This is a genomic window from Microbacterium awajiense, from assembly GCF_039536545.1.
Taxonomy (GTDB): domain Bacteria; phylum Actinomycetota; class Actinomycetes; order Actinomycetales; family Microbacteriaceae; genus Microbacterium; species Microbacterium awajiense.
This window is the reverse complement of sequence record NZ_BAAAYU010000005.1, coordinates 1,496,707-1,520,747: the sequence shown is the minus strand read 5'-3', so window position 1 is coordinate 1,520,747 and position 24,041 is coordinate 1,496,707. Positions and strand designations below refer to the sequence as shown.

Sequence of the window (24,041 nt, the reverse complement as noted above, 5' to 3'; positions counted from 1 at the left end):
GGCCCGTTTCCGCCGTGATCGAACCCGCCGATCAACCCCTCTCGCTGCACCCGCTCGGGCACCGGGCATCCGGCGCCGCGGCCTCCGTGCTGGACGCCGCGCGGCAAGTCCCCCTGCTCGGGACCCACGTCGCCGCCACGGTCGACTGGGCCGTGGAGAGCGGTCGGCGCACGCCGCTGCCGGGGTCGGGTCGCACGCACGGCGCATGGGAGGTGCTCGCATCCACGGCCGCGCTCGATGTGACCGCCGCACGCGTGCTCGAGCCCCATCTGGACGCCCTCGCGATCCTCGCCCAGGCTCGTGACGACGGTCTGTCCGTCACGGCTGCGCTCTCGGCGGTCGGCGCGGGCGACGACTCGTCGTGGGGTGTGTTCGCCGCGGAGGGCACGCGTCTGGAAGCACGGCGCTCGGGCGATGGCTGGGTGCTGACCGGTCGGAAGCAGTGGTGCTCGCTCGCGGCCGTGGTCTCGCATGCACTGGTCACCGCGTGGACGGGCCCCGACACGAGACGCCTGTTCGCGGTGTCGCTGCGCAACGAAGGGGTCACCTGCCATCGCGGGCCCTGGGTCGCCCGCGGCCTGAACAAGGTGGTGAGCGCACCGGTCGACTTCGCCGACGTGCCCGCCGTTTCGATCGGAGACGACGGCTGGTACTACACGCGCTCGGGATTCGCATGGGGCGGGATGGGAGTCGCCGCCGTGTGGTGGGGTGCGACGGCACCCCTGGTCCGCGCCGTCGTCGCGAGGGCCGCGCGAGACGACGCCGACCAGATCGCCGCGATGCATGCGGGCGAAGTCGACTCGGCGTTCTGGACCGTGCGGGCACTGCTCACCGAGGCCGCGACGCTCGTCGACGCCGGCATCGCCTCCCGCGATCTCGCGATCACGGCCGAGCGAGCGCGATCGGTGACCGCGACGCACGCCGAGCGCATCCTCACCCTCGCCGATCACGCACTCGGGCCGGCGCCGCTGACCATCGACGAACGTCATGCGCGACGCGTCGCCGACCTTCGCATCTACCTCAGGCAGCACCATGCAGAGCGCGACTTCACCCGCCTCGGCAGATTGTTGGCGACGTCGTGACCCTCACCTTCGACCACCGGGATCCGGGAACCGACGAACGACACTGGGCCGAGGCGGCGCCGTGGCAAGACGCTGCTGCGCTGAATCTGGACTGCGACCGGGTCGTCGTGGTCGCAGCGCACCCCGACGACGAGACGCTCGGCGCGGCAGGACTCATCGCGACGGCGCGCGCCCGTGGCATCCCGGTCATGGTGATCGTCCTCACGGATGGACATGAGTCGGGCGCCGACGGCGCCTCGCCGACCGCCGTCGCCCGCACGCGGCGACGCGAAACCGTCGATGCACTCGCAGAGCTCGGGGACGGAATCGCCCTCACGTACGCCGCCCTCCCCGACGGGGGACTGCGCGAGCACGAGGCCGACGTACGATCGGCGATCGCCGGCACACTGTCGACGGCGGCGGCGGGTACCCGGACGCTCCTGGTCACACCGTGGCACGGCGACGGTCACCGCGATCACCGGATCGTCGGCTCGGTCGCCGCGCGGCTCGCCGGTGCAGGAGTCCGCGTCGTGCAGTACCCGATCTGGATGTGGCACTGGGCGTCGTCCGAGAGCGTCGACACCGCTGCGTGGCGAACGCTCACCCTGGACGACCACGCCCACGCGGCCAAGGTGGGTGCCGTCGATCGGCACGTGAGCCAGCTCACGCCTCCGTCGCCGGCCGAACCCCCGATGCTCCATGCCGGAATGCGCAGCCACTTCGAGCGGAAGGTCGAGGTCTACATTGAAGACGTCGGGGGGCACGACGTGTCGGTGGATCCGTCGTGGTTCCGGGCGTTCTACGAACGCCACGACGACCCGTGGGGCTTCGAGTCACGGTGGTACGAGCGCCGCAAACGCGAGCTCATCGTCGCGTCGCTGCCCCGACAGCGGTACGAGCACGTGCTCGAACTCGGCTGCGCGACGGGACTGCTCACCGAGCTGCTCGCCGCACGGTCGGCCCGGATCACCGCCGTCGATGTCGTCGACGCGGCTCTGGCCAAGGCCCATGCGCGGGTTCCCCACGCCCGTCTCCTGCAGCAGCGGGCGCCCGGCGAGTGGCCCGACGGCAGATTCGATCTGGTGGTGCTGTCCGAGCTCGCCTACTACTGGTCGGCGGCCGAGCTGGCCGATGCGCTCCGCCGGATCCGAGGGTGCCTCGCCCCCGACGGCGAGCTCGTCGTCTGCCACCACCGACCGCGCATCGACGGCCGCGCGCTCGCCGGAGACGACGTCCACGCGGCGATCCGCGCGAGCGGACTCTTCCGTCGAGTGCTGACCCACGCCGAGGATCCGTTCCTGCTCGAGGTCTTCCGCGCCGACGACGAGGAATCGCGGTGAACGCGCAGGACGCGATCGACGGTGTCGTCGTCGCGATCCCCGCGCACGACGAAGAGGAACTGCTCGGGGCGTGCCTGGAGTCGGTCGCGCTCGCGGCGCGCGCCGCTCAGGCCGGCGGAGTGTCCGTCGACACGTGGGTCGCGCTCGATGACTGCTCCGACCGCTCCGAGGCCATCGCGCGCGCCGCCGGGGTGCACACAGTCGCCCTCACGCAGCGGCGGGTCGGGGCGGCGAGACGTGCCGCGATCGAGAGCGCTCTGGCGGACTTCGGCGAGGCCGCGCTGTCGTCGCTGTGGCTGGCGCACACCGATGCCGACAGCGTCGTCCCGCCACACTGGCTCGTGCACCAGCTGCGACTCGCGCGAGACGGAGCCGACGTCGTCATCGGCACGGTCCGCCCCGACTTCCGCGACCTGACCGAGCGCCAGAGCGCGGCGTGGTGGCGCACTCACGTACCCGGCGTGGCCAACGGGCACGTGCACGGTGCGAACCTCGGCATCCGCGCGTCGACCTACCTCGCCGCGTGCGGCTTCCCCCCTGTCGCGGCCCACGAGGACGTCGCGCTCGTCGACGCGACCCGAGCGGCCGGAGCCCGCATCGTCGCATCGGATGCCGCCTGGGTCCGCACCAGCGGGCGGGGTGTGGGCCGCGCGCCGGACGGGTACGCACGCTATCTGCGCGACGATCTGGAGTCGCTCGCCGCGGTGGCCGGATCCGACCGCGCGGCCGAGATCGCGCTGCTCTGAGCCGAGCCGCGGGCTCAGGACGCGGAAGCGACCTCGAGGCGTGCACGCAGCCATCCGCGCGCACCCGCGAGCAGTGCCTGCGCGGGCGCGCTGTCGGTGGCGAACGCCTCGAAGCCGTGCGGCGCCCCAGGCACGGTCTCGAAGTGCACCTGCACTCCGGCGGCCCTCAGCCGGTCGGCGTAGGCGCGAGCCTCCGCGTAGAAGAGCTCGACGTCGGAGGCGTAGCTCCACGTCGGCGGCAGGCCGCGCAGGTCGTCTCGACGCGCCGCCGACGCGTACGGCGGCAGTACTGCCGCGCCGACCTCGTCGCCGAGGTACGCGCGCCAGCCGACGAGATTCCTGCGGTTGTCCCACACGTAGTGCTCCGCCGCGTCGAGGCGGCGATCGACGGCGGTGCGATCGTCGAGCATCGGGCAGAACAGCCACTGGGCGGCCAGCTCCACCCCTTGGTCGTGGAGGCGCTGCACGAGGGCGGCGGCGAGTCCCCCTCCGGCGCTCTGCCCGCCGACCGCGACCCGCAGCGGGTCGACGCCGAGCTCGGTCGCGTGCGCGCGCATCCACTGGAATGCGGCGGCGCAGTCGTCCAGCGGCTCGGGGAAGGGATGCCGCGGAGGCAGGCGATAGTCGACCGAGACGATCGTCACGCCGGTCTCGCGAGCCGTCACGCCGCAGAATCGATCGTCCATGGCGGCCGCGCCGATCACGAGGCCCCCGCCGTGCATCCACAGCAGCGCAGCGCCCGAGGCGTCCGCGGGCGTGTACACGCGGACGTTGACCGCGCCCTCGCGCACGATCCGGCGTTCGACGCCGTCGACCCTCGCGCCGGGGGCGAGCCGAAGCGCGGCGGCGGTGACCGCTCGGCCGAAGCCGGTCAGGATCGGCAGCTTCGGCACGCGCCTGGCGGCGTCGCGCAGCGCGGGGTCGATATCGCTCAAGTCCACGGGCGTTCCTCCGGCCGGTCGGCTTCGGGTCTCGCCCGGCGACGGCAGGTTACCCGTGCGGTCGGTGCGACGATGGTGCCGCGCAGGACGATCCGCGACACCGGGGTCATGGTCGACCTGATCGCGGTCCACGGCGACGACCGCTTCGAGGCCACGCGCCCATCGGCCTGAGCCCGGGGTCGGCATTGTCGGCGGGGCCCCCACGGAATGTCAAGTCCCCTCCCTGCGCGGGCAGGACGGGGTGCAATGGTCTCCCGACCTGAGGAGGAGAAGATGGCACAGATCATCGAGACCATCGACGTCGACGTCCCCGTCGAGACCGCTTACAACCAGTGGACGCAGTTCGAGAGCTTTCCGAAGTTCCTCGACGAGGTGACCTCGGTCACGCAGCTCGACGACACGAAGCTGCACTGGGTCGTCGAGGTGGGCGGTGTCCAGCGCGAGTTCGACGCCGTCGTCACCGAGCAGCATCCCGATGAGCGCGTCGCGTGGACCAGCACGGGCGGCGAGACCGCCCACGCGGGCGCGGTGACCTTCCACAAGCTGTCGGACTCGACGTCACGGGTGACGGTCCAGATCGACTGGGAGCCGGACGGCCTGCTCGAGAAGGCGGGCGCGCTGGTGGGCGTCGCGAGCCACGCCGTGAAGAAGGACCTCGACAACTTCAAGCGGTTCATCGAGGCCCAGGGCGTCGAGAGCGGTGCATGGCGGGGCGACGTCGACGCCTGACGACACCCTGCCTGCGGGATTTACATTCACCGGAATAGATCCCGCCGGGAGTGGGTTGGTCCCACGGAAGCGACCCATCCTCGAAAGGACTCCCATGACCGACACCACGACGATCGACGTTCCCGGCTACAAGGCGGGCACCTGGACCCTCGACCCCTCGCACAGCGAGGTCGGCTTCAGCGTGCGCCACATGATGATCTCCAAGGTGCGCGGCGCCTTCAACATCAAGCAGGCCACATTGGTCGCCCCCGAGAACCCGCTCGACGCCCAGGTCACGGCGACCGTGGACGTCGCGTCGGTCGACACGAAGGATGAGGGTCGCGACGGCCACCTGCGCTCGGCCGACTTCTTCGACGTCGAGAACCACCCCACGATCGACTTCGTCTCGACCGGCGTGCGGATCGACGACGGCGACTTCCTCGTCGACGGCGACCTCACCATCCGCGGAGTCACCAAGCCGGTGACCTTCGAGTTCGACTTCGGCGGCTTCGGCGCCGACCCGTGGGGCAACTACAAGGCCGGCGCCACCGCGCAGACGGTCATCAACCGCGAGGACTTCGGTCTGACGTGGAACGCCGCCCTCGAGACCGGTGGCGTGCTCGTCGGCAAGGACATCGCGATCACTCTCGACCTGCAGGGTTCGCTGCAGAGCTGACGAACGACGGATGTCGCGCGGGGCCGGTCCGGAAGGGCCGGTCCCGCCCCGTCTCACCCCGAGAACGCGGCGACGAAGCGATCGCGGAACTCGTCCATCCGCCAACGCGGAGCATCCGCTGACGGGTGCAGTCCCGGCTGCCACCCCCACGACGAGATCTGCTCGAACACCGCCGGGTCCTGCGCGATCACGGTGACGGGCACGTCGCGATCGGCCCCGCTGCCGCTGACGATGCGAGCCGGCTGGTGGTCGCCGACGAGCACGAGCACGAGGTCGCGCTGCGAGTGCTCGCGCAGGTATGAGAACGCGGCACCGAGGGAGTACGCGAGCGACTCCGCATACCGGTCACGCACGCGGTCGGGATCGCCCCACACCTCCATCGGCGACGGCTGGCCGTCGCCGTGACCCTCGAACACCGTGCCGTCGCCGAGACGATGCCACGGCACGAGGCGCGGTGTCGGCGTCCAGGGTGTGTGCGACGAGACGAGGTCGATCTCGGCCATCACGGGTGTCGCCCCCGTCGAGGCGGCATGGTCGTGGAACACCTGCCAGGTGAACTGATCGGGCATACGGGCGTAGCCGAACCCGGGGCCCCGATAGCCCGAGTTGCGCGCGTCGAGCACGGCGTCGTAGCCGTAGAACGTCGACGCGAGCGGCCACGGCTCGGTGTTCGACGGCACGACGGCGACGGTGCGCCATCCGGCCGCGGAGAACAGGCTCGTGAGCGTCCGCCGGTCGCCCGACGTCAGGCGGTCGTACTTGCCCTGAGAATCGACCCAGACGCCGCTCTGGAGAGTGGCGTGTGCGAGCCAGCTCACTCCGCCGAACGTCGGTGACTCGAGCAGGGCACTGCGCGCCGTGTAGCCGTCGCGCGCGAGCTGGTCCTCCCCCGCACGCAGGGTGGCCGCGATCCGGTCGGTGAAAGGGGCCGGCCGCAACGCGACCTCGCCGTAGCTCTCGACGAAGGCGAACACGACGTCCTTCCCTTCGAGCCCGGCGAGCAACCGGGAGTCGTCGGCCGCCGCGAGCGGATCTGACCCGAGCGCTCGCTCGAACGCGGCGTCGTCGTGCACGCTCTGCACGGCGCGGGCGGATGCCTGGGTGAGCACCGATGCCGCGGGCCCGGCCGCGAACGGCACGCCCGGCACGAGCTGCGCACCGGTGAGCGCGGCCGCGATCCACACCCCCGTCAGGGCGGTGACCACCGCGCGACCGGTCGGCGCGGCGACGTCGGCGGCACGCCCCACACGCAGCGCCGCCGCCGCGAGCCCCGCTGCCCCGGCGACCAGCGCGAGCGCGGCGCCGCCGACGGCGAGCCCGGCCATCGCGGGTCCGGTCGCGTCCGCCACCACACCGACGGCGGCAGCGACCGCGCCCGCATCCTGCACCGGATCGAATCGGCGATCGATCGTGGCGGTGAACGCGAGGTCGAGCGCCGCGACGGCGAGCGCCAGCATCACCGTGAGCCCGAACAGCCCCGCCACCAGCATCCGGACCCCTCGCGCCGCGACGGCGAGCAGCAGGAGCGCCACCGCGAGCGGCTCGACGGGGACGGCGAGCAGTGCGTCCGGACTCCCACGCGAGAGCGCGGAGGCCAGCAGCGGAGCCGCGACGACGGCGGCGACCGCGACGGCCGAGACGACGCGCGAACCGCGCCGTGGGGTGGGGTGAGGCCCGGATGGCATGGCTCCGCCGCGGTCAGGTCGGGAAGGGAGGGGCGGCATCGTCGGACACGGCCCGGTCGCAGCGCTCCGACAGGGCGTAGCGAAGCAGCACCACGTCGCCGATCGGGCGGACGTCGGCGAGCGCAGCGCGCCGGGTGGAGGTCCACGGGAAGGAACCGGCCTCGACGAACCGCGGCGCGCCCGTCTCGCCGACGAAGAACGGCGCGATCACCAACTGGAGCTCGTCGGCCAGATCGGCGACGAGGAACTGGGTGAGCAGCCTTCCGCCACCCTCCACCATGAGGCGCTCGACGCCCAGCTCGGCGAGGCCGTCGACCACGCCCGCCACGGTGGCCTCCGGTCCGAGGGGTATCACGCGGGCGAGGGCGCCGACCTGCCGCTGTACCGCGGGCGCGCACGCCGACGGACAGAAGACGATCTTGTCGACACCGTCACCCGCGGTGAAGAAGGCCGCCGTCGACGGCAGGTCTCCCGACGCGGTGACGGTGACCTTCATAGGCGACGGCGTGCGCCCCGCCTCGACGCGTTCCCGACGGCGCCGCTGGCTGCGCACGAGCAGACGGGGGTCGTCGCGACGCACCGTCGACGCGCCGACCATGATGGCGTCGCACTCGGCACGCAGACCGTCGACGCGGTCGAAGTCGGCCGCGTTCGAGAGCGCCAGCTTGCACGGCGTCGCGTTGTCGAGGTAGCCGTCCATCGACATGGCGCAGCTGAGCAGCACGTAGGGCCGGGTCATGCCGCCCCCTCGCGTCGGGCGTGGTCCCGACCACGGCGTGCGGATGCCGCGACCACGACGGCACCGGGTGCGACCGCGATCAGCGCGAGCACCCCGAAGGCCGTCGACGCCGCCAGACCCGAGGCCGCGCCGAGGCCGACGGAGGCGAACGCCCACGCCGCGACGCCCTCCCTCGGACCCCACCCGCCGATCCCGAGCGGGATGCCGCCGGCGAGCACCGCGATCACCGACACCGAGACGAGCTGAGGAGTCGGCGCATCGACCCCCACCGCCTGCGCGGCGACCACGAAGGTCACGACGTGGCACGCGATCACGACCAGGGATGCCGCCGTGACGCCCGCGATCGCGCGGGTCGAGCCGAATGCGGTGCGCAGCAGCGCGACCTCGCGAGCGAGGATCACGCGCACCCGCCGACTGACCGCGGCGATGATCGCCCCCACCGCGACGACGCCGACGAGGGCGAGGATCACCGCCCCGAGCGCCGAGAGCGAAGCGTACTCCCGCAGCAGGATCAGAACGACCACCGCAGCGATCAGCTGCACCGCCTGACCGGCTGCACGTTCGGCCGCGACGGCGCGCGCGGCGTCGGCCATGGCACGGGCGCCGCGCCCGTGCCATACCACCCGGTGCACGTCGCCGACGATGCCGCCCGGCAGCACGGAATTGAGGAACTGCGACCGGTAGTACGCCTCGATCGCAGGCCCGCGATCGAGGCGCAGTCCGAGGCCGGCCGCGACCACTCGCCACCGCCACGCCGCCGCGACCGTCGCGATCGCGCCGAGCCCGAGAGCGATCGCCGCCGTCGGCACCGACACCGCGGCGAGACCCGCCACGAACGGTTCGGCGCCGACCTGCACCACCACCGCGACCAGGATGCCGAGTCCGACCGCCGCGCGCAGCAGCGCGCGCACGCGCGGCGACGCCGACAGCGTCGAGGCGTGGGTGGTCGTCGACGTCACGGTCATGGCGGCCACGCCAGCAGATCGCGGTGGTGGACGGTGACCCGCAGCATCCCGGCGTCCCTGTGCGACGCTCTGCGCTCCGACGACGCCGCAGCGCGCGAAGCCAGCTCGGGACGCTGCTCGACGGCGGCGTCCAGCCAGCCGTCGAGCCAGTCGGTGACCAGGGCCCCGTCGGTCGCGTCGAGTCGCCACGGGGTCGACGTCTCCTCGACCGACCAGCCCGCATCGGCGAACAGGACGCGCGCACGGCCCACCCCATCCGGACCGAGCAGTCGGCGCCCACCCACGACACGCCGTTGGTGAGCGTTGAAGGCGGCCTCGAACGATCCGTCGTCACCGTCGGGCGGATCGATCTGCACGCGACCGACCACGCTCAAGGCGAACAGGACAGGAGCTCCGACCGCGACGCACGCCTCGACGATGGCGGCGAGTTCGTCGGCGGTGAGAACATCAAGCAGCGCCGACGCGGTCACGAGCGTCGCGCCGGCCAGGTCGGCGGCCTGCAGGCGCGCGATGTCGACGACGTGCGTCCGGACCGCGCCGGGCACGGGGTGCTGCTCGACCGCGCGGTCGAGCAGCATGTCGTTCCAGTCGTGCAGCACCCAGCTCTGCCGGGGATCGAGATGCGGGGCGAGCCACCGCATCATCGATCCGGTGCCGCTTCCCAGATCATGCACGACGGCAGGACTGCCGGCGAGCGCGGCCGCGCGTCGCGCGAGGGGCAGTGAGCGTGCCCGTCCGTCGGCCGGCTCGCGAAGCGCGAGCCAGTCCGCCGACACCGGCACGATCGCGGTCACGACAGGCCCGCCACGATCGCGTCGACACGAGCGGCGGCCTCGCTCCACGTCGGCCGCTCGCGGCGCGTCGACCGTGCACGATTCGTGAGCCGTTCGCGCAGGCCCGGATCGGTCAGCCACGCGCCCAGGGCGCGGCCGAGCAGATCAGGGCGGTCCGGTGGCACCAACAGCGCCGCACCGCCCACCCCGACCGCCTGCGGGATGCCGCCGACGTCGCTGGCGACGACGGGGATGCCGCGCCGCAGGGCTTCGGCGATGGCCATGCCGTAACTCTCCACCCGCGAGGGTGCGACCACCAGATCCGCGCGGCGGTAGGCCCGCTCCAAGTGGGCGCGGTCGAGGACGCCGGCGAAGGACAGCCGATCCTCGATCCCCGCCCGGCGCGCCCGCGTGCGCACGTGCGCCACGAAAGGGGGACTCCCCTCGACCGAACCAACGATCGTGCAGTGCCAAGGATGATCGGTGCCGACGCCCCGGAGCGCCTCCACGAGCACGTCCTGTCCCTTGTGCGGCGCGACCGTGCCGACGCACAGCAGCGCAGCGCCATCCGGTGTTCCCAGCGAGACGGGCGCCGGATCCGTGCCGGGTGCGACGACGACGACCCGCTCGCGGCGAACGCCCTCGTCGTCGATCAGGCGACGCTGCGTCCAGTCGCTCGTGGCGATCACGGTGCTCGCCGACCGGAACGCCCGCCGTTCGGCGCTGATCTCGTGCTCGGCAGCGTCGGCGAACGCGGCCGTCACCATGTGCGCGAGCACCGCCGTCCGCACGCGTCCGGCGTGCCGCTCGAGCACATCGGGTCCCGCGCGCGCGACGAGTCCGTCGATGAGCACCGGTGCACCGTCGGGGATGTCGTCGAAAACGTCTGCGAGCGCTGCCGGCGTCGCACCGACCTCGACGACGCGCACCGGACGACCGCGCGCGACGAGCGCGTCGGCGAGTCGGCGGTCGAAGACGCTGCCGCCGCTCACGCGCGCAGGATCGTCGACGCCGCGCGGGACGACGAACGCGAGCGTGGCGGCATCCGTCACAGAGCCACCTCGAACGATGCCCACGCGATGTGCGATTCGTGCAGCGTCACCGCGATCCCCGACAGCGCAGCCTGCCCGAGGCGTCCGTCGCGCAGTGCGGCGACGAGGCGGTCGGTGATCACGCCGCACAGTCGCTCGGTCGTGGTGTTGACGCCCTGGAAGGCCGGCTCCTCGTCGAGGTTCCGGTACGAGAGCTCGGAGAGGATGCCGCCGAGCACCGTCGACGCCCGCCCGATGTCGACGACGACCCCGTCGGGGTCGAGCTCGCGCGCGCGGAAGGTCGCGTCGACGACGAACGTCGCGCCGTGCAGACGCTGCGCGGGTCCGAAGCTCTCGCCGGCGAGGCTGTGGGCGACCATGATGTGGTCGCGGACGGTCACGGAGTAGGTCATCCGGCATCCCTCCAGTCGATGGTGTGACACAGTCCAGGTGCCGCGCCGGACGCGATCGCGGCCATCACGGTCGGCAGATCCCGCCATGACGACTCGCCGGTCAGCAGCACGTCGAAGGCGTCATCGCGCAGCAGATCGAGCGCGAGCGCGAGCCGATCGTGCGGACGACGGGTGCCTCGCCGCCGCGGGGAGACCGCGCCGACCTGGCTGGAGCGGATCGTCAGACGCCGTGCGTGGAAGTCGCCGCCCAGGTGCAGGCGCACCGGGCGATCGCCGAACCAGCTGGCCTCGACCACCTCTCCGTCGGTCACGGTCGACTCCAGTGCGAGCTGGAGTCCCTCGTCCGAACCGCTCGTGTCGATGACGATGTCGCGGTCGACGGGCGCACTGCCGGGGTGGGCGTAGGCGACGTCCAGCCGGCGGCATGCGTCGGACTTTCCGCGATCCACGTCGACGACGACGAGGTCCACGCCCGGGATGCCGCGGGCCACGCGCGCGACTGCCAGTCCGATCATGCCCCCACCGATCACGGTGACGCGGTCGCCGACGAGCGGCGCGGCATCCCACAGGATGTTGATCGCCGTCTCGACCGCACCGGCGAGCACCGCCCGTCGGGGCGGCACGTCGTCCGGGACCGGCACGACCGACGAGGCGGGGACCACGAAGGAGGACTGGTGCGGGTGGAGTGTGAAGACCGTGCGACCCCGAAGCGGCGCGGGACCCCGCTCGACGACGCCCACGTTGAGGTACCCGTACTTGACCGGCCCGGGGAAGTCGCCCTCCTGGAAGGGGGCGCGCATCCGGTCCCTCTCGCCGGCGGGAACCTCGCCGCGGTGCACGAGCGCTTCGGTACCGCGGCTGATCCCGGTGTACAGGGTGCGCACAGCGACCTCGTCCGGCCCCGGCGCGCGGAGCTGCGACTCGCGGAGCGCGCCCTCACCCGGCGCCTCCAGCCAATACGCTTTCGCACGATGCAGAAGGCTCATCTCACCCCGCTCTGGTCGGTCGGCGCCGGCGTCATCGGACTGGTCGCCGTCGACGCGTCGGACGCGCTCTCTGCGGCGGGATGGGGTGCCGGACTCCTCTACCTAATCGTCTCGAACACCCTCCTCGCCAGGGGGTTGCGGACGCGGGGGGTCATGCGCTTGGGTGCGGCGAACATCGTGACGGCGTCGCGGTCGACGCTCGTGGCGTTGGTGACGGCGATCGTGGCGACCTCCTTCACCGACGCGATCTCGGTGCCCCTGCTCGTGGTCCTCGCCTCGGTCGCCCTCGTCCTCGACGCGGTCGACGGCTGGGTCGCGCGACGCACCGGCACGTCGAGCGAACTCGGTGCGCGGTTCGACATGGAGGTCGACGCGTTCCTGCTGCTCGCGCTGAGCGCGTTCGTCGCGTCGGAGCTGGGCTGGTGGGTGCTCACGATCGGTCTGCTGCGCTACGCGTTCGTCGCCGTCGGCCGGGTCGTGCCCTGGATGCGGGCGCCCCTGCCGCCGCGGTACTGGCGCAAGGTGGTGACGGCCGTGGCGGGGATCGCCCTCGTCATCGCAGCATCCGGAATCGGCTCACCGTGGGTGGGGCTCGGCGTCACTGCATTCGCCCTCTGTCTGCTGTCGGAGTCGTTCGGCCGTGACGTCGTGTGGCTGGTGCGCCACCGGGGCGGGGCGGCGGGCGCCCCTGGTGGGCTCGCGCCGGATACGGCATCCTGAGGTCCGACGGAAGGGGACGCAGATGGCTGCTGCTCGGACGCGAGGGATGTGGGTCCTCCGCATCCTCAGTGCCCTGGTCCTGCTCGCCGCCGGAGGGATCCACCTGTTCCTCGTCTTCACCGGCACCGGCGGAGTCCTCGGCGTCATGTTCGTGCTCAACGCGATCGCGGGCCTCGTGCTCGCCATCGCGATGCTGATCCTGCGCGGGCGGCTGCTGCAGCTGGCCACCGTGCTGAGTCTGCTGTTCCTGGTCGCGACCCTGCTCGCTCTCGTTCTCGCGCTCACGGTGGGATTGTTCGGCATCCACACCACCTGGGACATGGCGCTCGTCCCCGAGACGGTGATCGTCGAGGCGATCGGCATCGTCGTGCTCGCCGTGACGACCGCAGTCGTGCTGCGCCGTCCGGTGACGGCGCAGCACGACTGACCCCGGCCGGTCACATCCGATCGGCCTCGCGGGCCTCCTTCTCGAGGATCTCGTCGCGGCGACGGTCGAGCTCGGCCTCGAGCGCGAGCCGGTCCTTCTTGAAGGGGCGGTACAGCAGGGTGAGGAACAGCGCGTTGATCACCATCACCCCGCACACCAGCCACAGCATGACCTCCTGCAGTCCGATCGTGTCGGCGAGGAATCCGGCGGTGAGGGTCCAGATCGCGAACCCGGCCGACTCGACGATCGAGACGAAGATCGCGAACGCGGCGCCGCGCAGCTCGGGTGGCACCACAGCCATCACGAGCGGACGGTTGACGCCCGGGTTCAGACCGACGGTGAGGCCGACGATGCCGAACAGCACCAGGTACGGCACGATTCCGCCGTACGTGATCTGTGTGGCGAAGTACGCCACGAAGGCGAAGATCAGCTGCGATGCCTGGAGCATCGCCGGGCGACCGTAGTTGACGCTGACCCTGTTCAGCCAGTCGCTGACGAAGCCGCCGATGATGGTGCCGACGAGATAGCCGATGCCGAAGGGCGCCATGGCCGTCGCGGCGATGGCGACGTCGAAGCCGAACTCGTTGACCAGCAGTACGACGCCGAATGTGCCTAGCAGCAGATGCGTCGACAGGAGCCGGCTGCCCAGCAGGACGAGATAGCTCGGAATGGTCAGGAGCGCACGCACCTTGGCCCAGGTGATCTTCGAGGCCGCCTGGCGCTCTTCCTGCGTGAAGGTCTTCAGCTGCGCCTCGCCGGCGCCGGTGCCGGGATCCTTGTAGAAGAACAGGATCAGCAGACCGAAGAAGACGTTGATCGCGCCGAAGATGAAGAAGCCGTAGCGCCACCCGTCCTCGATGTTGGCAAGACTGCCGATGAGTGGCGCCATCAGGCTTCCGATCGCGGCGGTACCGCCGTAGACCCAGCCGACGACGCGGCCGCGCTTCTTGTCCTCGAACGAGTCGCCGATGACCTCGGGGACGAGCACGTGCGCTGCGGCGGTACCGGCCGCCATGATCGCGTAGAGCACCAGCAGCTGCGCGAAGTCCTGCGAGAGGCCCGCGGCGACGGCCCACAGTCCCCAGAAGCCGGTGGCGATCGCGAGGATCGCCTTGCGGCCGAACTTCTTGGAGAGGAAGACCCACGCGGGGCCGGCGACGACGCCGACGATGCGGCCGACCGCCGCGAGCACGCCGAGGGCGCTGGTCGCGAGGCTCAGGGCCGCGGCGATCACCGGGAAGAGCGTGGTCGCCATGCTGCCCTCGCCGCCGTCGGCGACCATCGAGCCGCCGAGGATGACGAGGTTGGTCTTGCGGCGGGGCACGCCGCCCTTCTTGTCGAGGTCGCCATGCCGGATGGCAGCGGTCACCGTGGGGGCGGCGACCGGCGGCGCGGGGGCCGTCATCGGTTCGGTCGTGTCGGACATCGGTTGTCACTCCTTTGTGAGGTGGGCTGCCCTGGGCGCCCGGGATCAGTCGGTGGGGTCGGGTTCGGACGGGGGTCGGGTGATGACGGCGGGCTACCCCCGCTCGACGGGCTCGGGCGCCGGGGCGGCGCCCGCTGCGGTGAGCTGCTGGGCGAGGCCGGCGAGCACGGGTCGGGGCAGCAGGCCGACCATCATCGCGGCGATCTGCAGCAGGGTGAGCTTGCCGATCATCCCGAGCATCGGTCCGCCGGCGAGCATGGGTGCGTGCTCGACGAGCACTCCGCGCGTTGCGGGATCGCCCAGCAGCTCGGCGAGCGGGCGGTCGAGGATGACACCGTCGGCGCCGAAGTCCTCGGCACGGGATGCCGGGGCCAGTGACGCCTGCAGCATCGGCCACTGCTTCTCGATGAGCAGGTGCTCGTCGGTGACCTCGCCCTCGGCCGGAAGACCGAGCCGTACGAACTGCTCGTGGGGAGCATCCGCCGCGACCATCGCGTCGCGCAGTGCCTGCGCGAGGCGCAGCTCGAGCGCGGGGTCGCGCAGCGGGTCGTGCTGCTCGGGGTCGGACTCCAGATCGAAGAGCTGGGTGCCGAACGCGAACGGACTCACCCAGGCGTGCGCGGGGGTCTTCAGCACCTTGAGCCCCTTGGTGAACGGCAGCGGGTCGACGAGCTCAGCCTGTGCGAGCATCTGCTGCGGGAAGAAGCCGTTCATCACGGTCGGCATGAGCGTGTGCTCCGACAGCGGCTGATTCTGAGGCGTCGCCGACGCGCGCATGTAGACATAGCGGCCGTCGGTGACGCATACGTGACCGCCGAAGATGCCGAACAGCGCGTGCTCACGCACCGGGGTGTCGTCGGCGACGACGGTCGCCAGCGACGCGCCCTGCATGTCGTCGGTCGTGTCGAGACCGAAGTAGTCGAGCAGCGTCGGACCGAAGTCGATGGTCTGCACGAGTGCTCCACGCCGCTCACCGGCCACCTGCGCGCGGGGATCCCACACGAACAGCGGGTTGTGGATCGTCTCGTCGTACCAGGGCTGCACGTTCTTGCCCCACCAGCCATGCTCGCCGAGCATGAAGCCGTGGTCGGTGCAGACGATGAGCATCGTGTCGTCCCACATGTCGTGCTCGTCCATGAGGTCGAGCACGCGGCCCAGCGACTCGTCGCACATCGACAGCAGCGCCGCGTACTCGGCGCGGGCGTGCTCCACCGCCTCGGGCGTCTCGGTGACCTTCGCGTAGTCGGGCCAGTCGAAGTGGGGTCCGTCGTACTCGGCGGCCGCGTAGTGCGCCTTGTACTCGGCGTAGCTGAAGAACGGCTCGTGCGGGTCGAAGGTCTCGATCTGCACGAACCACGAGTCCTCGGCCTTGTTGGTCTCGATGAACTCGACGCCGGCGTCGAAGGTGAGGGTCTGCGGGTGGTCGGCCTTGTCTTCCAGATGCGCGCGGTTCACCCAGTCCTGACGCCAGTACTTGGGCTTGACCGTGGAGGTCAGGCCGAGCGACTCGGGGATCTCGGGGTCGGCGACCTGCCCCTTCCAGGGGTCGCCCTCCTGGCCCCGGAAGAACTCGTACGTCGAGTAACGGTTGTGGTAGGTCGCGCCACCGTCCTCCCAGTAGTGCTGGTGGTCGGTGGTGAGGTGGGTGTGCACGCCGGCGGCGGTCAGCATCGCCGGCACCGAGTCGTCGAACGGCTCGAGGGGCCCCCACGACCGGTGAAGGAAGTTGTATCGGCCGGTGTGCATCTCGCGGCGGGCGGGCATGCAGGGCATCGAGCCGCCGTAGCAGTTGTCGAACGTGACCGAGCGCGACGCGAGGCGCTCGAAGTTCGGCGCGTGCACCCAGTCGCCGCCGTAGTTCGGCAGCATCCGTCGGTTCAGGCTGTCGAACATGACCATGATGGCTCTCATGCCGTGTGCTCCTCGGTGTCGGTGTCGGTGTCGGTCGCCGCGTCGCGGGACTCGAGTTCGGTGGTGATCATCGTGCGCATCGTCTCGAGCCAGTCCATCCAGCGGTCGACCGAGTCGGCGCCGAAGTAGTGCATCTGCTCGCCGTAGCGCAAGTAGCGTTCGGCGTCGAAGCCGTCGATGGGCTGCACACCGACGAGGCCGCGCTTGCGGACGCGACTCTTGGCGACCTGCGCGCGGCGGTAGGTGAGCTCGGTCTCGACCACGCGCAGTGCGGCTTCGAGGTCGAGGGCGACGGCGAAGGTGAACCGGGTGTTGAAGTCGGCATCCTGGAATCGGCTCGTCGGCTCGTACGGGGAGCGCACCCACTCCATGAGCACCTGCCGCCCCATCTCGGTGATGCGGTAGACCTTGGCGTCGGGCTTGCCGTCGCGGGCGTCGATCTCGAACTCGACGAGCCCGTTCTTCACCATGCGGGCCAGCTCTCGGTAGATCTGGCTGTGGTGGGTGTTCGAGCGGATGAACTGCCCCTCGACGTCGAACCACTTCATCAGTTCGTAGCCGTGGAAGGGCTTCATCGCCAGAACGCCCAGCACCACGTTCTCGAACTTCATGTCGCCTCCTCATTGCGGCTCTGTGCATCTGCACATATGTAACTAGTGTTATAGCGACGCCTCCCGGCCTGTGTCAAGCTTTCGGTGTGACTTCCTCTCTCCGGGGCGCCGCGATCCGCCCCGTACCCGCCGGCGAATACCTGCTCGGCGACGCGTTCGACGAGGGCTACCCGTTCGACGGCGAAGGCCCCCGGCGAACGGTCGAGCTCCCCGCATTCGACATCGACGAAACGCCCGTCACCAACGCGCAGTTCGCGCAGTTCGCGGACGCCACCGGCTATACGACCGACGCCGAGCGCTACGGCAACTCCGCGGTGTTCCACCTCGCTGTCGCCGCACCCCGCCACCGTGTCGTGGGGTCCTCCCCCGGCGCGCCCTGGTGGCTTCTCGTCGACGGCGCCGACTGGCGGCATCCGTTCGGCGAGCTCTCGGACATCGACGAGCTCGCGGACCACCCTGTCGTGCACGTGTCGTGGGCGGATGCCGCCGCCTACGCCGACTGGGTCGGACGCGCGCTGCCGACCGAGACGCAGTGGGAGGCCGCCGCACGCGGCGGTCTCGTCGGTGCCCGCTACGCCTGGGGAGACGAGCTCACTCCCGATGGTCGATGGATGTGCAACATCTGGCAGGGCCGCTTTCCCACCGTCAACACGCGCGAGGACGGCTGGCTCGCCACCTCGCCGGTGCGGACCTACCCCGCCAACGGGCTCGGCCTGTACGACGTCGCCGGCAACGTCTGGGAATGGTGCGCAGACCGTTTCACACCGACGACCGATGCCCCGCCCGCGGGGGGCCGGCGACTGCCGCTCGTGCACGAAGAGCGCCGCGTGACGCGTGGCGGCTCGTATCTGTGCCACGAGTCGTACTGCAACCGCTACCGCGTGGCCGCACGCACCGGCAACACACCCGACAGCACAATGGGAAATTGCGGATTCCGTACGGTCAGCCGGCCTGCGGATGCCGCTCAGGAAGGACCCCTCCCGTGACCGACAGGCGCTTCCCCCGCTCTGTGTACGGCGTCGGCGACGAACCCGACCCCCGGTTCAGCCTCGCCAACGAACGCACGTTCCTCGCGTGGATCCGCACGGCGCTCGCGCTGCTCGCCGTCGGCGTCGCCATCGAGGCCCTCGCCCTCGGGGCCGATCCCGTCCTGCGGTTCATCGCCGGCTTGATCTTCATCGCGCTGGGTGCGGCCGCCGCCGTCTACGGATGGGTGTCGTGGCTGCGCACCGAACGGGCCCTTCGGCAGAACCGCGCGCTGTCGGGACCCACCGCCGGGGTGTACGTCGTGGTGGGCGTGGTGGTCGCGATCCTGCTGCTGGTCGCCGGGATGCTGCTGTGACGACGGCCGAGCACGACGGGCCGTTCGACGTCGGTCTGCAGGCCGAGCGCACCCTGCTCGCGTGGCGGCGTACGAGCCTCGCGCTCGCGGTCGGCAATGCGATCGGCATCCGCTACCTGTGGGACACTCTCGGCCTCGCCGCGGCGTTCATCGGGATCACCGGCCTCGGTGTCGCGGCCGCGACATGGATCATCATCTCGATCCGCTATCGACGATTCCACACCGCCTTGCGCGCCGAGGAGCCCTTCGGCGGCGGACTCATGCCCCTCGCCCTCGCCGTTCCGGTGCTCACGGGATGCCTTGCGGCCGCGCTGCTCGCGTTCACGAACTGGGCGCCGTGGTGACGTCACCGCCGACCCAGCCGAGGGACTTCTCGATCGCACGCTTCCAGTCCGCGTAGAGCCGCTCACGCTCCTCGGGGGCGATCGTCGGCTCCCACCGGCGATCCTCCTGCCAGTTCGCCCGCAGCTCGTCGAGGTTCTGCCAGAACCCGACCGCGAGCCCCGCGGCGTAGGCGGCCCCCAGCGCGGTGGTCTCGGCGACGACCGGCCGTATGACGGTCACATCGAGGATGTCCGCCTGGAACTGCATCAGCAGGTCGTTGGCGGAGGCGCCTCCGTCGACCTTGAGATCGGTCAGCGGAACGTCGACGTCGGCGTTGACGGCCTCGAGCACGTCGCGCGACTGGTACGCGATCGATTCGATCGCCGCCCGTGCGATGTGCCCTTTGTTCACGTATCGGGTGAGCCCGACGATCGTCCCCCGCGCGTCGGGTCGCCAGTACGGGGCGAACAGGCCCGAGAACGCCGGGACGAAATAGGCGCCGCCGTTGTCGTCCACCGACGTCGCCAGCGTCTCGATCTCCGGCGCCGAGCTGATCAGGCCGAGGTTGTCGCGCAGCCACTGCACCAGCGAGCCGGTGACCGCGATCGACCCTTCGAGTGCGTAGTGCGCGGGACCATCCCCCAGCTTGTAGCCCACGGTCGTGAGCAGACCGTTCTCGGAGTAGACGATGTCCTCGCCGGTGTTGACGATGACGAAGTTCCCGGTTCCGTACGTGTTCTTGGCCTCGCCCTGATCGAACGCCGCCTGGCCGAAGGTCGCCGCCTGCTGGTCGCCGAGGATGCCCGCGATCGGCGCCTCGCGCAGCAGGCTGCGCGGGTTGGCGGTGCCGTACACCTCCGACGACGATCGGATGTCGGGCAGCATGGCGCGTGGGATGCCGAAGTCGGCGAGGATCTCGTCGTCCCAGTCGAGGGTGCGCAGGTCCATCAGCAGCGTGCGCGACGCGTTCGTGACGTCGGTCGCGTGCACACCGCCCTTCTTGCCGCCGGTCAGGTTCCACAGCACCCACGTGTCGGTGGTGCCGAACAGCAGATCCCCGGCCTCGGCACGTTCGCGTGCACCCTCGACGTTCTCGAGGATCCAGACGATCTTGGTGCCCGAGAAGTAGGTGGCCAGCGGCAGGCCGACGCGGTCCTTGTAGCGGTCGGCGCCGCCGTCTGCCGCCAGTCGGTCGACGATGTCCTGCGTGCGGGTGTCCTGCCAGACGATCGCGTTGTAGACGGGCTTCCCGGTGCGCCGGTCCCACACCACCGCCGTTTCGCGCTGGTTGGTGATGCCGACCGCGGCGATGTCATGGCGCGTCAGGTCGGCCTTCGACAGCGCCTGGCCGATGACTTCGCGGGTGTTCAGCCAGATCTCGGCCGGATCGTGCTCGACCCAGCCCGCGCGGGGGAAGATCTGCTCGTGCTCGAGCTGCCCTGTCGAGACGACCGAACCCGACCGGTCGAAGATGATCGCCCGGGTGCTGGTCGTGCCCTGGTCGATCGCGATGATGTGCTCAGCCATGGTGCGAGCTCCTTCGCTCGTGGTGTGCGGATGCGGCCTCGGGCGACTGCGTGCCGATCAGCCTATCGCCGGGGCCGGTGCCCGAACGTTGACGTCGGCGCGCGAAGATGATGCAGTTTCGGCATGGGTCGACGCGCGCTGGGGTGGCGGCGCGGTCTGGTGCGCGCCGTGGCAGGATGCCTGCTGGCGCTCGGCGCGGTGGCAACGCCCGTCCACGCGTCGGCGCCCGCTTGGGGACTCACGACGAGTGCGCCCGACCCCGAAGCGTCGACGCCGGCCCCGCTCGCGCCGACCGAATCGCCCGAGCCCACGCCGACACCCACGGCCGAGCCGACCCCCGAGCCGACACCGACCGAGGCCACGGCCGAGCCGACGCCCACGGCCGACCCGGACCCCACGCCCACACCGACGCCCGCCACGACCGTCGCCCCGATCCCGCCGGCCGTGACGACGTCGACCGTCGGGCTGCCGACGCTGCTCATCGCCGGGGCGGTCCTGGCCGCCGGCGCCGTGCTGGTCGGCTTGCTGCTGCGGCGCCAGAGAACCACGACCGAGCCGACACCGACCGCCGCGGTCACGCCGCCCGCGAACGAGACACCAGCGATCGTGCTGGAGTCGATGGCCGGCCTCGGCACGGCGATGATCGACAGCGGCTACCCCGTCGGCCTCGTGCGGGGAACCCTCGAGGAGATGGCCGCGGCGAACGGGCTGCCCGCGGCATCCGCCGTCGTCTTCCCGACGTCGATCCTGGTGTCTTCGAGCGAAGAAGGCACGGCGCAGACGAGGGCTGTCGGCGCCGGCGACCGCCCGGCGCTGCTGTACCAGGTCGACGCGGTCGATCGCATCGCCGGCGTGGCGCGGTCACGGCCGGCCAGCGCCGGGTGGGTGCGCCGCCAGCTCGAGCGGACGCGTGCTCTGCCCCGACCGTTCAGCGCACCGCAGCGCATCGCTGCCTACGCGCTGCTGTCGGGAGCCCTGAGCGTTCTGGTCGGGTCGTCGTTGCCCGGCATGCTGCTCGCCGCGCTGCTGGGGGTCGGCGTCGGCACGCTGCTGCTGGTCACCGACCGGCTCAGCGCCGTGTACCGCGCGCTCGCCGTCGTGGGCGCGTCGCTCGGCGTGTCACTCGTCGTGCTCCTGGTGGCCCGCTTCGTCGACCCCGGCGTGCTCCCCGCGATCGTCGCCCCGCTGATCATGCTGCTGCCCGGTGGTCTCCTCACGATCGCGGCGATCGAACTCGCCACCGGCGACATCATGTCGGGTGCCGCGCGGGTCGCAGCCGGTGCGATGAGGCTGCTGCTGCTGTCGACCGGCATCGTCGCGGCCAGTGCACTCATCGGGGTGCCCGGCGTCACATCGACCGAGTGGCCGCTCGGCCCGGTCGCGCCCTGGCTGGCCGTCGCGGTCTTCGGCATCGGCATCGGCATCTACCAGTGCGCCAAGCCGCGCTCGATCGGCTGGATCATCGTCGTCCTGTACGTCGCCTACGGTGCGCAGGTGATCGGCGACGTCTTCTTCGACGGCGTGCTCTCGGCGCTCGTCGGGGCGGCCGCGATGACGCCCGTCGCGATCGTCATCGCGCGCCAGCGCACCGGGCCGCCCGCGCTGGTGAGCTTCCTGCCCGCGTTCTGGCTGCTCGTGCCGGGAGCGCTCGGGCTCATCGGCGTCGCCGGCGTTCTCGAGGGTGACGCGTCCGGGACGGGCACGATCGTCACGACCATCGCGACCATGGTGTCGATCGCGCTCGGCGTGCTGATCGGTCTCGCGGCGACGGGCTCGGTGCGCGGCTTGCGCAACGCGCCCATCGAGGACTGGATGCGCGAGGAGGCCGGCGGCCGCGAGGCCGCCGGCCGACGCTCGGGCTAGCCGCGGGCCTTCATCTCGCGGCCGTGCACGGTCAGCGCGTAGATGATCAGCACGTCGAGCGCAATCACGATGAGCGACCACCACGGCTGCGCGGGGATGGTGAACAGGTGCCCGACGGCGCTCAGGATCGCGAGGATGACGGCCACCACGCGCGCCCACGTCGCCCCGAGGAACAGGGCGATCGCGACGAGCACGAGCAGGAGCCCGATCAGGAGCGTCCACCAGCCCCAGCCCTGCAGATCGAAGACGAAGAGCGTGCCGTCGAGCACGAAGTAGGCGCTGTCAGGTGCCAGGATGGCCACGAAGCCCTGGATCGTGTCGAAGATTCCTGCGATGAGGAGAACCGTGGCGGCGAAGTATCCCCACCCGACCCATCCGGTCACGTTGCTGTTGTCGGTCACGAGTATCGCTCCTTCTGATCGGCGAGGTGATCATGCGCTCCCTCTTCCGGCTCTGCGCCGGAGGGGGCCCGCGTCGACGATAGATCCCGCGCAGAACGGCGCGCATCACACGATCCGGGTGAGAACCCGACGCGCGATGCGGATGGTGCCGGCATGATCGCCGCGCTGGCGGTGCTGATCATCCTGCTGGCGTGGAGCGCGTTCTCGGGCGCCCTCGATCGCCGCGGCATCACATCGGCGCTGTTCCTCGCGACTGCAGGGCTCGTCGTCGGACTGCTGCTGCCGAGCGCCTTCGAGGCGCCGACCGACCTGACGACGGCTCGCCTGATCGCCGAGCTCGCACTCGTGCTGCTGCTGTTCAGCGACGCCATGCGCATCGACCTGCGCGCCCTGCGACACCAGCTCAGCTGGCCGAGCAGGCTGCTGCTGATCGGCCTGCCGCTCACGGTGCTCGCGGGCGTCGGCGTCGGACTGCTCGTCTTCCCCGACGTGGCCTTCGCCTCGGTCATCCTGCTCGCGATCATGCTCGCGCCGACCGATGCGGCGCTCGGGCAGAAGGTGGTCGAGGACACCGCGGTGCCGAGCCGCGTCCGTCAGGCCCTCGACGTCGAGAGCGGGCTCAACGACGGACTCGCCGTGCCCCTGTTCCTCGTCGCGCTGTCGATCGCGAATGCGGAGCTCGAGATGAGCGTCCCCGGCGCGGTGCTGATGAACATGTGGACGCAGATCGGCGGCGGCGTCCTGGCCGGGGTCGGCGCGGCGATCGTCGGCGGCACCGTGTTCGCCTTCGCGGATGCCCGCGGCTGGGTGGGCGCGCACTGGCGACAGGTGATGCCGCTGGCCACCGCGTTGCTGTGCTTCGCGATCGCCGACACGCTCGGCGGCAGCGGATTCATCGCCGCGTTCGTCGGCGGGCTCGTGTTCGGCCGGGTCGCCGGCCGCGCGCGCTCCGAGATCAGCGTGCTCACGGAAGAGGCCGGAGACCTGCTCGCCGCCGTGACCTGGATCGGTTTCGGCGCGCTCGCCCTCGTGCTGGTGCTCCCCTCCATCACGTGGCAGGTGGTGCTCTACGCGGTGCTGAGCCTCACCGTGGTGCGCATGGTGCCGGTGGCGGTCGCACTGGCGGGGCGACGCATCCGGCTGCCCACGATCGCGTTCATCGGATGGTTCGGTCCGCGCGGTCTGGCTTCGCTGGTCTTCGGGCTCATGGTGCTCGAGGAGGGCGTGCCCGAGGGGAACATCCTGCTGTCGACCGTCGTGGTGACCGTGGCTCTGAGCATCCTGCTGCACGGCCTGTCGTCGGTGCCGCTCGTGGCGGTCTACCACCGGTGGTCGACCGCCCACATCGCGAGCGATCCGAACTCGGCGGAAGGGGTCCCTGCGCGAATGCCGCGACTGCGGCGTGAGCGCCCGGGTGCGTGAGAA

At 71.1% G+C, this 24,041-nt stretch carries 25 protein-coding genes; 12 read left to right on the top strand and 13 right to left on the bottom strand.

Translation table 11 applies throughout. From position 1 onward, the window contains the following. Positions 1 to 14: 14 nt before the first annotated feature. Genes ABD663_RS13690 through ABD663_RS13680 form a run of 3 tightly spaced genes read left to right on the top strand, consistent with a single transcriptional unit; the run spans position 15 to position 3,147 of the window. Positions 15 to 1,082, top strand: a complete 1,068-nt coding sequence (locus ABD663_RS13690) for an acyl-CoA dehydrogenase (RefSeq protein ID WP_344739453.1) — start codon at positions 15 to 17, stop codon at positions 1,080 to 1,082. Continuing rightward, positions 1,079 to 2,401: a PIG-L family deacetylase gene (locus ABD663_RS13685; protein ID WP_344739451.1), complete on the top strand. Its 1,323-nt coding sequence runs from the start codon at positions 1,079 to 1,081 to the stop codon at positions 2,399 to 2,401. The genes ABD663_RS13690 and ABD663_RS13685 overlap by 4 nt, the downstream gene beginning before the upstream one ends. Next, complete coding sequence (locus tag ABD663_RS13680; RefSeq protein WP_344739450.1) at positions 2,398 to 3,147, top strand: glycosyltransferase family 2 protein; 750 nt, start codon at positions 2,398 to 2,400, stop codon at positions 3,145 to 3,147. Before ABD663_RS13685 ends, ABD663_RS13680 begins: the two co-directional genes overlap by 4 nt. Before the next feature lie 14 nt (positions 3,148 to 3,161). On the opposite strand, the gene ABD663_RS13675 is transcribed toward ABD663_RS13680, so the two are convergent. Next, complete coding sequence (locus tag ABD663_RS13675; RefSeq protein ID WP_344739448.1) at positions 3,162 to 4,088, bottom strand: alpha/beta hydrolase; 927 nt, start codon at positions 4,086 to 4,088, stop codon at positions 3,162 to 3,164. Positions 4,089 to 4,361: 273 nt separating this feature from the next. Between ABD663_RS13675 and ABD663_RS13670 the strand changes: the two genes are divergently transcribed. Beyond that, on the top strand, positions 4,362 to 4,817 hold the full coding sequence (locus ABD663_RS13670; RefSeq protein WP_344739446.1) for an SRPBCC family protein: 456 nt from the start codon (positions 4,362 to 4,364) through the stop codon (positions 4,815 to 4,817). Positions 4,818 to 4,911: 94 nt separating this feature from the next. Continuing rightward, positions 4,912 to 5,472: a YceI family protein gene (locus ABD663_RS13665; protein ID WP_344739444.1), complete on the top strand. Its 561-nt coding sequence runs from the start codon at positions 4,912 to 4,914 to the stop codon at positions 5,470 to 5,472. Positions 5,473 to 5,525: 53 nt separating this feature from the next. On the opposite strand, the gene ABD663_RS13660 is transcribed toward ABD663_RS13665, so the two are convergent. From ABD663_RS13660 to ABD663_RS13630, 7 genes are read right to left on the bottom strand one after another with little or no spacing between them, the layout of a single operon-like run. Beyond that, positions 5,526 to 7,157: an alkaline phosphatase family protein gene (locus tag ABD663_RS13660; RefSeq protein ID WP_344739442.1), complete on the bottom strand. Its 1,632-nt coding sequence runs from the start codon at positions 7,155 to 7,157 to the stop codon at positions 5,526 to 5,528. 13 nt (positions 7,158 to 7,170) lie between these two features. Continuing rightward, the gene (locus ABD663_RS13655; RefSeq protein WP_344739440.1) at positions 7,171 to 7,896 is read right to left on the bottom strand and encodes a RibD family protein; all 726 of its coding nucleotides are present in this window, start codon (positions 7,894 to 7,896) and stop codon (positions 7,171 to 7,173) included. Continuing rightward, positions 7,893 to 8,861, bottom strand: coding sequence for a lysylphosphatidylglycerol synthase transmembrane domain-containing protein (locus ABD663_RS13650; RefSeq protein ID WP_344739438.1), 969 nt, complete (start codon positions 8,859 to 8,861; stop codon positions 7,893 to 7,895). The genes ABD663_RS13655 and ABD663_RS13650 overlap by 4 nt, the downstream gene beginning before the upstream one ends. Then, the gene (locus ABD663_RS13645; protein WP_344739436.1) at positions 8,858 to 9,655 is read right to left on the bottom strand and encodes a class I SAM-dependent methyltransferase; all 798 of its coding nucleotides are present in this window, start codon (positions 9,653 to 9,655) and stop codon (positions 8,858 to 8,860) included. The genes ABD663_RS13650 and ABD663_RS13645 overlap by 4 nt, the downstream gene beginning before the upstream one ends. After that, positions 9,652 to 10,686 (bottom strand): glycosyltransferase family 4 protein, encoded by a 1,035-nt coding sequence (locus ABD663_RS13640; protein ID WP_344739434.1) that lies wholly within the window; start codon positions 10,684 to 10,686, stop codon positions 9,652 to 9,654. Before ABD663_RS13640 ends, ABD663_RS13645 begins: the two co-directional genes overlap by 4 nt. Next, on the bottom strand, positions 10,683 to 11,078 hold the full coding sequence (locus tag ABD663_RS13635; protein ID WP_344739432.1) for a 6-pyruvoyl trahydropterin synthase family protein: 396 nt from the start codon (positions 11,076 to 11,078) through the stop codon (positions 10,683 to 10,685). The genes ABD663_RS13640 and ABD663_RS13635 overlap by 4 nt, the downstream gene beginning before the upstream one ends. Beyond that, on the bottom strand, positions 11,075 to 12,064 hold the full coding sequence (locus ABD663_RS13630; RefSeq protein WP_344739430.1) for a zinc-dependent alcohol dehydrogenase: 990 nt from the start codon (positions 12,062 to 12,064) through the stop codon (positions 11,075 to 11,077). The genes ABD663_RS13635 and ABD663_RS13630 overlap by 4 nt, the downstream gene beginning before the upstream one ends. Here ABD663_RS13630 and ABD663_RS13625 point away from each other — a divergent pair. Then, entirely contained in the window at positions 12,050 to 12,784 is a 735-nt protein-coding gene (locus ABD663_RS13625) for a CDP-alcohol phosphatidyltransferase family protein (protein WP_344739428.1), read from the top strand. The genes ABD663_RS13630 and ABD663_RS13625 overlap by 15 nt on opposite strands. Positions 12,785 to 12,806: 22 nt before the next feature. Then, positions 12,807 to 13,211 (top strand): hypothetical protein, encoded by a 405-nt coding sequence (locus ABD663_RS13620; protein WP_344739426.1) that lies wholly within the window; start codon positions 12,807 to 12,809, stop codon positions 13,209 to 13,211. A gap of 10 nt (positions 13,212 to 13,221) precedes the next feature. Here ABD663_RS13620 and ABD663_RS13615 read toward each other — a convergent pair whose 3' ends face one another. The 3 genes from ABD663_RS13615 to ABD663_RS13605 all read right to left on the bottom strand — a co-directional run bounded on the left by ABD663_RS13615 (position 13,222) and on the right by ABD663_RS13605 (position 17,159). Beyond that, positions 13,222 to 14,637, bottom strand: a complete 1,416-nt coding sequence (locus ABD663_RS13615) for an MFS transporter (RefSeq protein WP_344739424.1) — start codon at positions 14,635 to 14,637, stop codon at positions 13,222 to 13,224. A gap of 93 nt (positions 14,638 to 14,730) precedes the next feature. Next, positions 14,731 to 16,548 carry a sulfatase gene (locus ABD663_RS13610; protein ID WP_344739422.1) on the bottom strand — a complete coding sequence of 606 codons (1,818 nt, stop codon included), beginning with the start codon at positions 16,546 to 16,548 and terminating at the stop codon, positions 14,731 to 14,733. After that, positions 16,545 to 17,159 (bottom strand): PadR family transcriptional regulator, encoded by a 615-nt coding sequence (locus ABD663_RS13605; RefSeq protein WP_344739420.1) that lies wholly within the window; start codon positions 17,157 to 17,159, stop codon positions 16,545 to 16,547. The genes ABD663_RS13610 and ABD663_RS13605 overlap by 4 nt, the downstream gene beginning before the upstream one ends. A 68-nt stretch (positions 17,160 to 17,227) precedes the next feature. Between ABD663_RS13605 and ABD663_RS13600 the strand changes: the two genes are divergently transcribed. From ABD663_RS13600 to ABD663_RS13590, 3 genes are read left to right on the top strand one after another with little or no spacing between them, the layout of a single operon-like run. Next, a complete protein-coding gene (locus tag ABD663_RS13600) occupies positions 17,228 to 18,145 on the top strand; it encodes a formylglycine-generating enzyme family protein (protein ID WP_486341544.1) in 918 nt (305 codons plus the stop codon). Further along, positions 18,142 to 18,501: a YidH family protein gene (locus ABD663_RS13595; protein WP_344739416.1), complete on the top strand. Its 360-nt coding sequence runs from the start codon at positions 18,142 to 18,144 to the stop codon at positions 18,499 to 18,501. The genes ABD663_RS13600 and ABD663_RS13595 overlap by 4 nt, the downstream gene beginning before the upstream one ends. Then, entirely contained in the window at positions 18,498 to 18,845 is a 348-nt protein-coding gene (locus tag ABD663_RS13590; protein WP_344739415.1) for a DUF202 domain-containing protein, read from the top strand. The genes ABD663_RS13595 and ABD663_RS13590 overlap by 4 nt, the downstream gene beginning before the upstream one ends. Here the strand turns inward: ABD663_RS13590 and glpK are convergent. Further along, positions 18,823 to 20,352 (bottom strand): glycerol kinase GlpK, encoded by a 1,530-nt coding sequence (glpK, locus tag ABD663_RS13585; protein WP_344739413.1) that lies wholly within the window; start codon positions 20,350 to 20,352, stop codon positions 18,823 to 18,825. The genes ABD663_RS13590 and glpK overlap by 23 nt on opposite strands. Before the next feature lie 123 nt (positions 20,353 to 20,475). Here glpK and ABD663_RS13580 point away from each other — a divergent pair, with 123 nt between their 5' ends. After that, positions 20,476 to 22,215, top strand: a complete 1,740-nt coding sequence (locus tag ABD663_RS13580) for a threonine/serine exporter family protein (RefSeq protein WP_344739411.1) — start codon at positions 20,476 to 20,478, stop codon at positions 22,213 to 22,215. Here ABD663_RS13580 and ABD663_RS13575 read toward each other — a convergent pair. Continuing rightward, complete coding sequence (locus ABD663_RS13575) at positions 22,212 to 22,616, bottom strand: DUF7144 family membrane protein (protein WP_344739409.1); 405 nt, start codon at positions 22,614 to 22,616, stop codon at positions 22,212 to 22,214. The two genes, ABD663_RS13580 and ABD663_RS13575, sit on opposite strands and share 4 nt — an antisense overlap. Positions 22,617 to 22,769: 153 nt before the next feature. Here ABD663_RS13575 and ABD663_RS13570 point away from each other — a divergent pair, with 153 nt between their 5' ends. After that, a complete protein-coding gene (locus ABD663_RS13570; RefSeq protein WP_344739408.1) occupies positions 22,770 to 24,038 on the top strand; it encodes a cation:proton antiporter in 1,269 nt (422 codons plus the stop codon). Positions 24,039 to 24,041 lie beyond the last annotated feature (3 nt).

Bases quoted from the DNA above. Each gene is read 5' to 3' on its own strand.
- ABD663_RS13580 (WP_344739411.1), top strand. From the start codon at position 20,476: ATGGGTCGACGCGCGCTGGGGTGGCGGCGCGGTCTGGTGCGCGCCGTG.
- ABD663_RS13665 (WP_344739444.1), top strand. From the start codon at position 4,912: ATGACCGACACCACGACGATCGACGTTCCCGGCTACAAGGCGGGCACC.
- ABD663_RS13605 (WP_344739420.1), bottom strand. From the start codon at position 17,159: ATGAAGTTCGAGAACGTGGTGCTGGGCGTTCTGGCGATGAAGCCCTTC.
- glpK (WP_344739413.1), bottom strand. From the start codon at position 20,352: ATGGCTGAGCACATCATCGCGATCGACCAGGGCACGACCAGCACCCGG.
- ABD663_RS13635 (WP_344739432.1), bottom strand. From the start codon at position 11,078: ATGACCTACTCCGTGACCGTCCGCGACCACATCATGGTCGCCCACAGC.
- ABD663_RS13670 (WP_344739446.1), top strand. From the start codon at position 4,362: ATGGCACAGATCATCGAGACCATCGACGTCGACGTCCCCGTCGAGACC.
- ABD663_RS13650 (WP_344739438.1), bottom strand. From the start codon at position 8,861: ATGACCGTGACGTCGACGACCACCCACGCCTCGACGCTGTCGGCGTCG.
- ABD663_RS13615 (WP_344739424.1), bottom strand. From the start codon at position 14,637: ATGTCCGACACGACCGAACCGATGACGGCCCCCGCGCCGCCGGTCGCC.
- ABD663_RS13655 (WP_344739440.1), bottom strand. From the start codon at position 7,896: ATGACCCGGCCCTACGTGCTGCTCAGCTGCGCCATGTCGATGGACGGC.
- ABD663_RS13620 (WP_344739426.1), top strand. From the start codon at position 12,807: ATGGCTGCTGCTCGGACGCGAGGGATGTGGGTCCTCCGCATCCTCAGT.
- ABD663_RS13630 (WP_344739430.1), bottom strand. From the start codon at position 12,064: ATGAGCCTTCTGCATCGTGCGAAAGCGTATTGGCTGGAGGCGCCGGGT.
- ABD663_RS13570 (WP_344739408.1), top strand. From the start codon at position 22,770: ATGATCGCCGCGCTGGCGGTGCTGATCATCCTGCTGGCGTGGAGCGCG.
- ABD663_RS13610 (WP_344739422.1), bottom strand. From the start codon at position 16,548: ATGAGAGCCATCATGGTCATGTTCGACAGCCTGAACCGACGGATGCTG.
- ABD663_RS13625 (WP_344739428.1), top strand. From the start codon at position 12,050: ATGCAGAAGGCTCATCTCACCCCGCTCTGGTCGGTCGGCGCCGGCGTC.
- ABD663_RS13660 (WP_344739442.1), bottom strand. From the start codon at position 7,157: ATGCCATCCGGGCCTCACCCCACCCCACGGCGCGGTTCGCGCGTCGTC.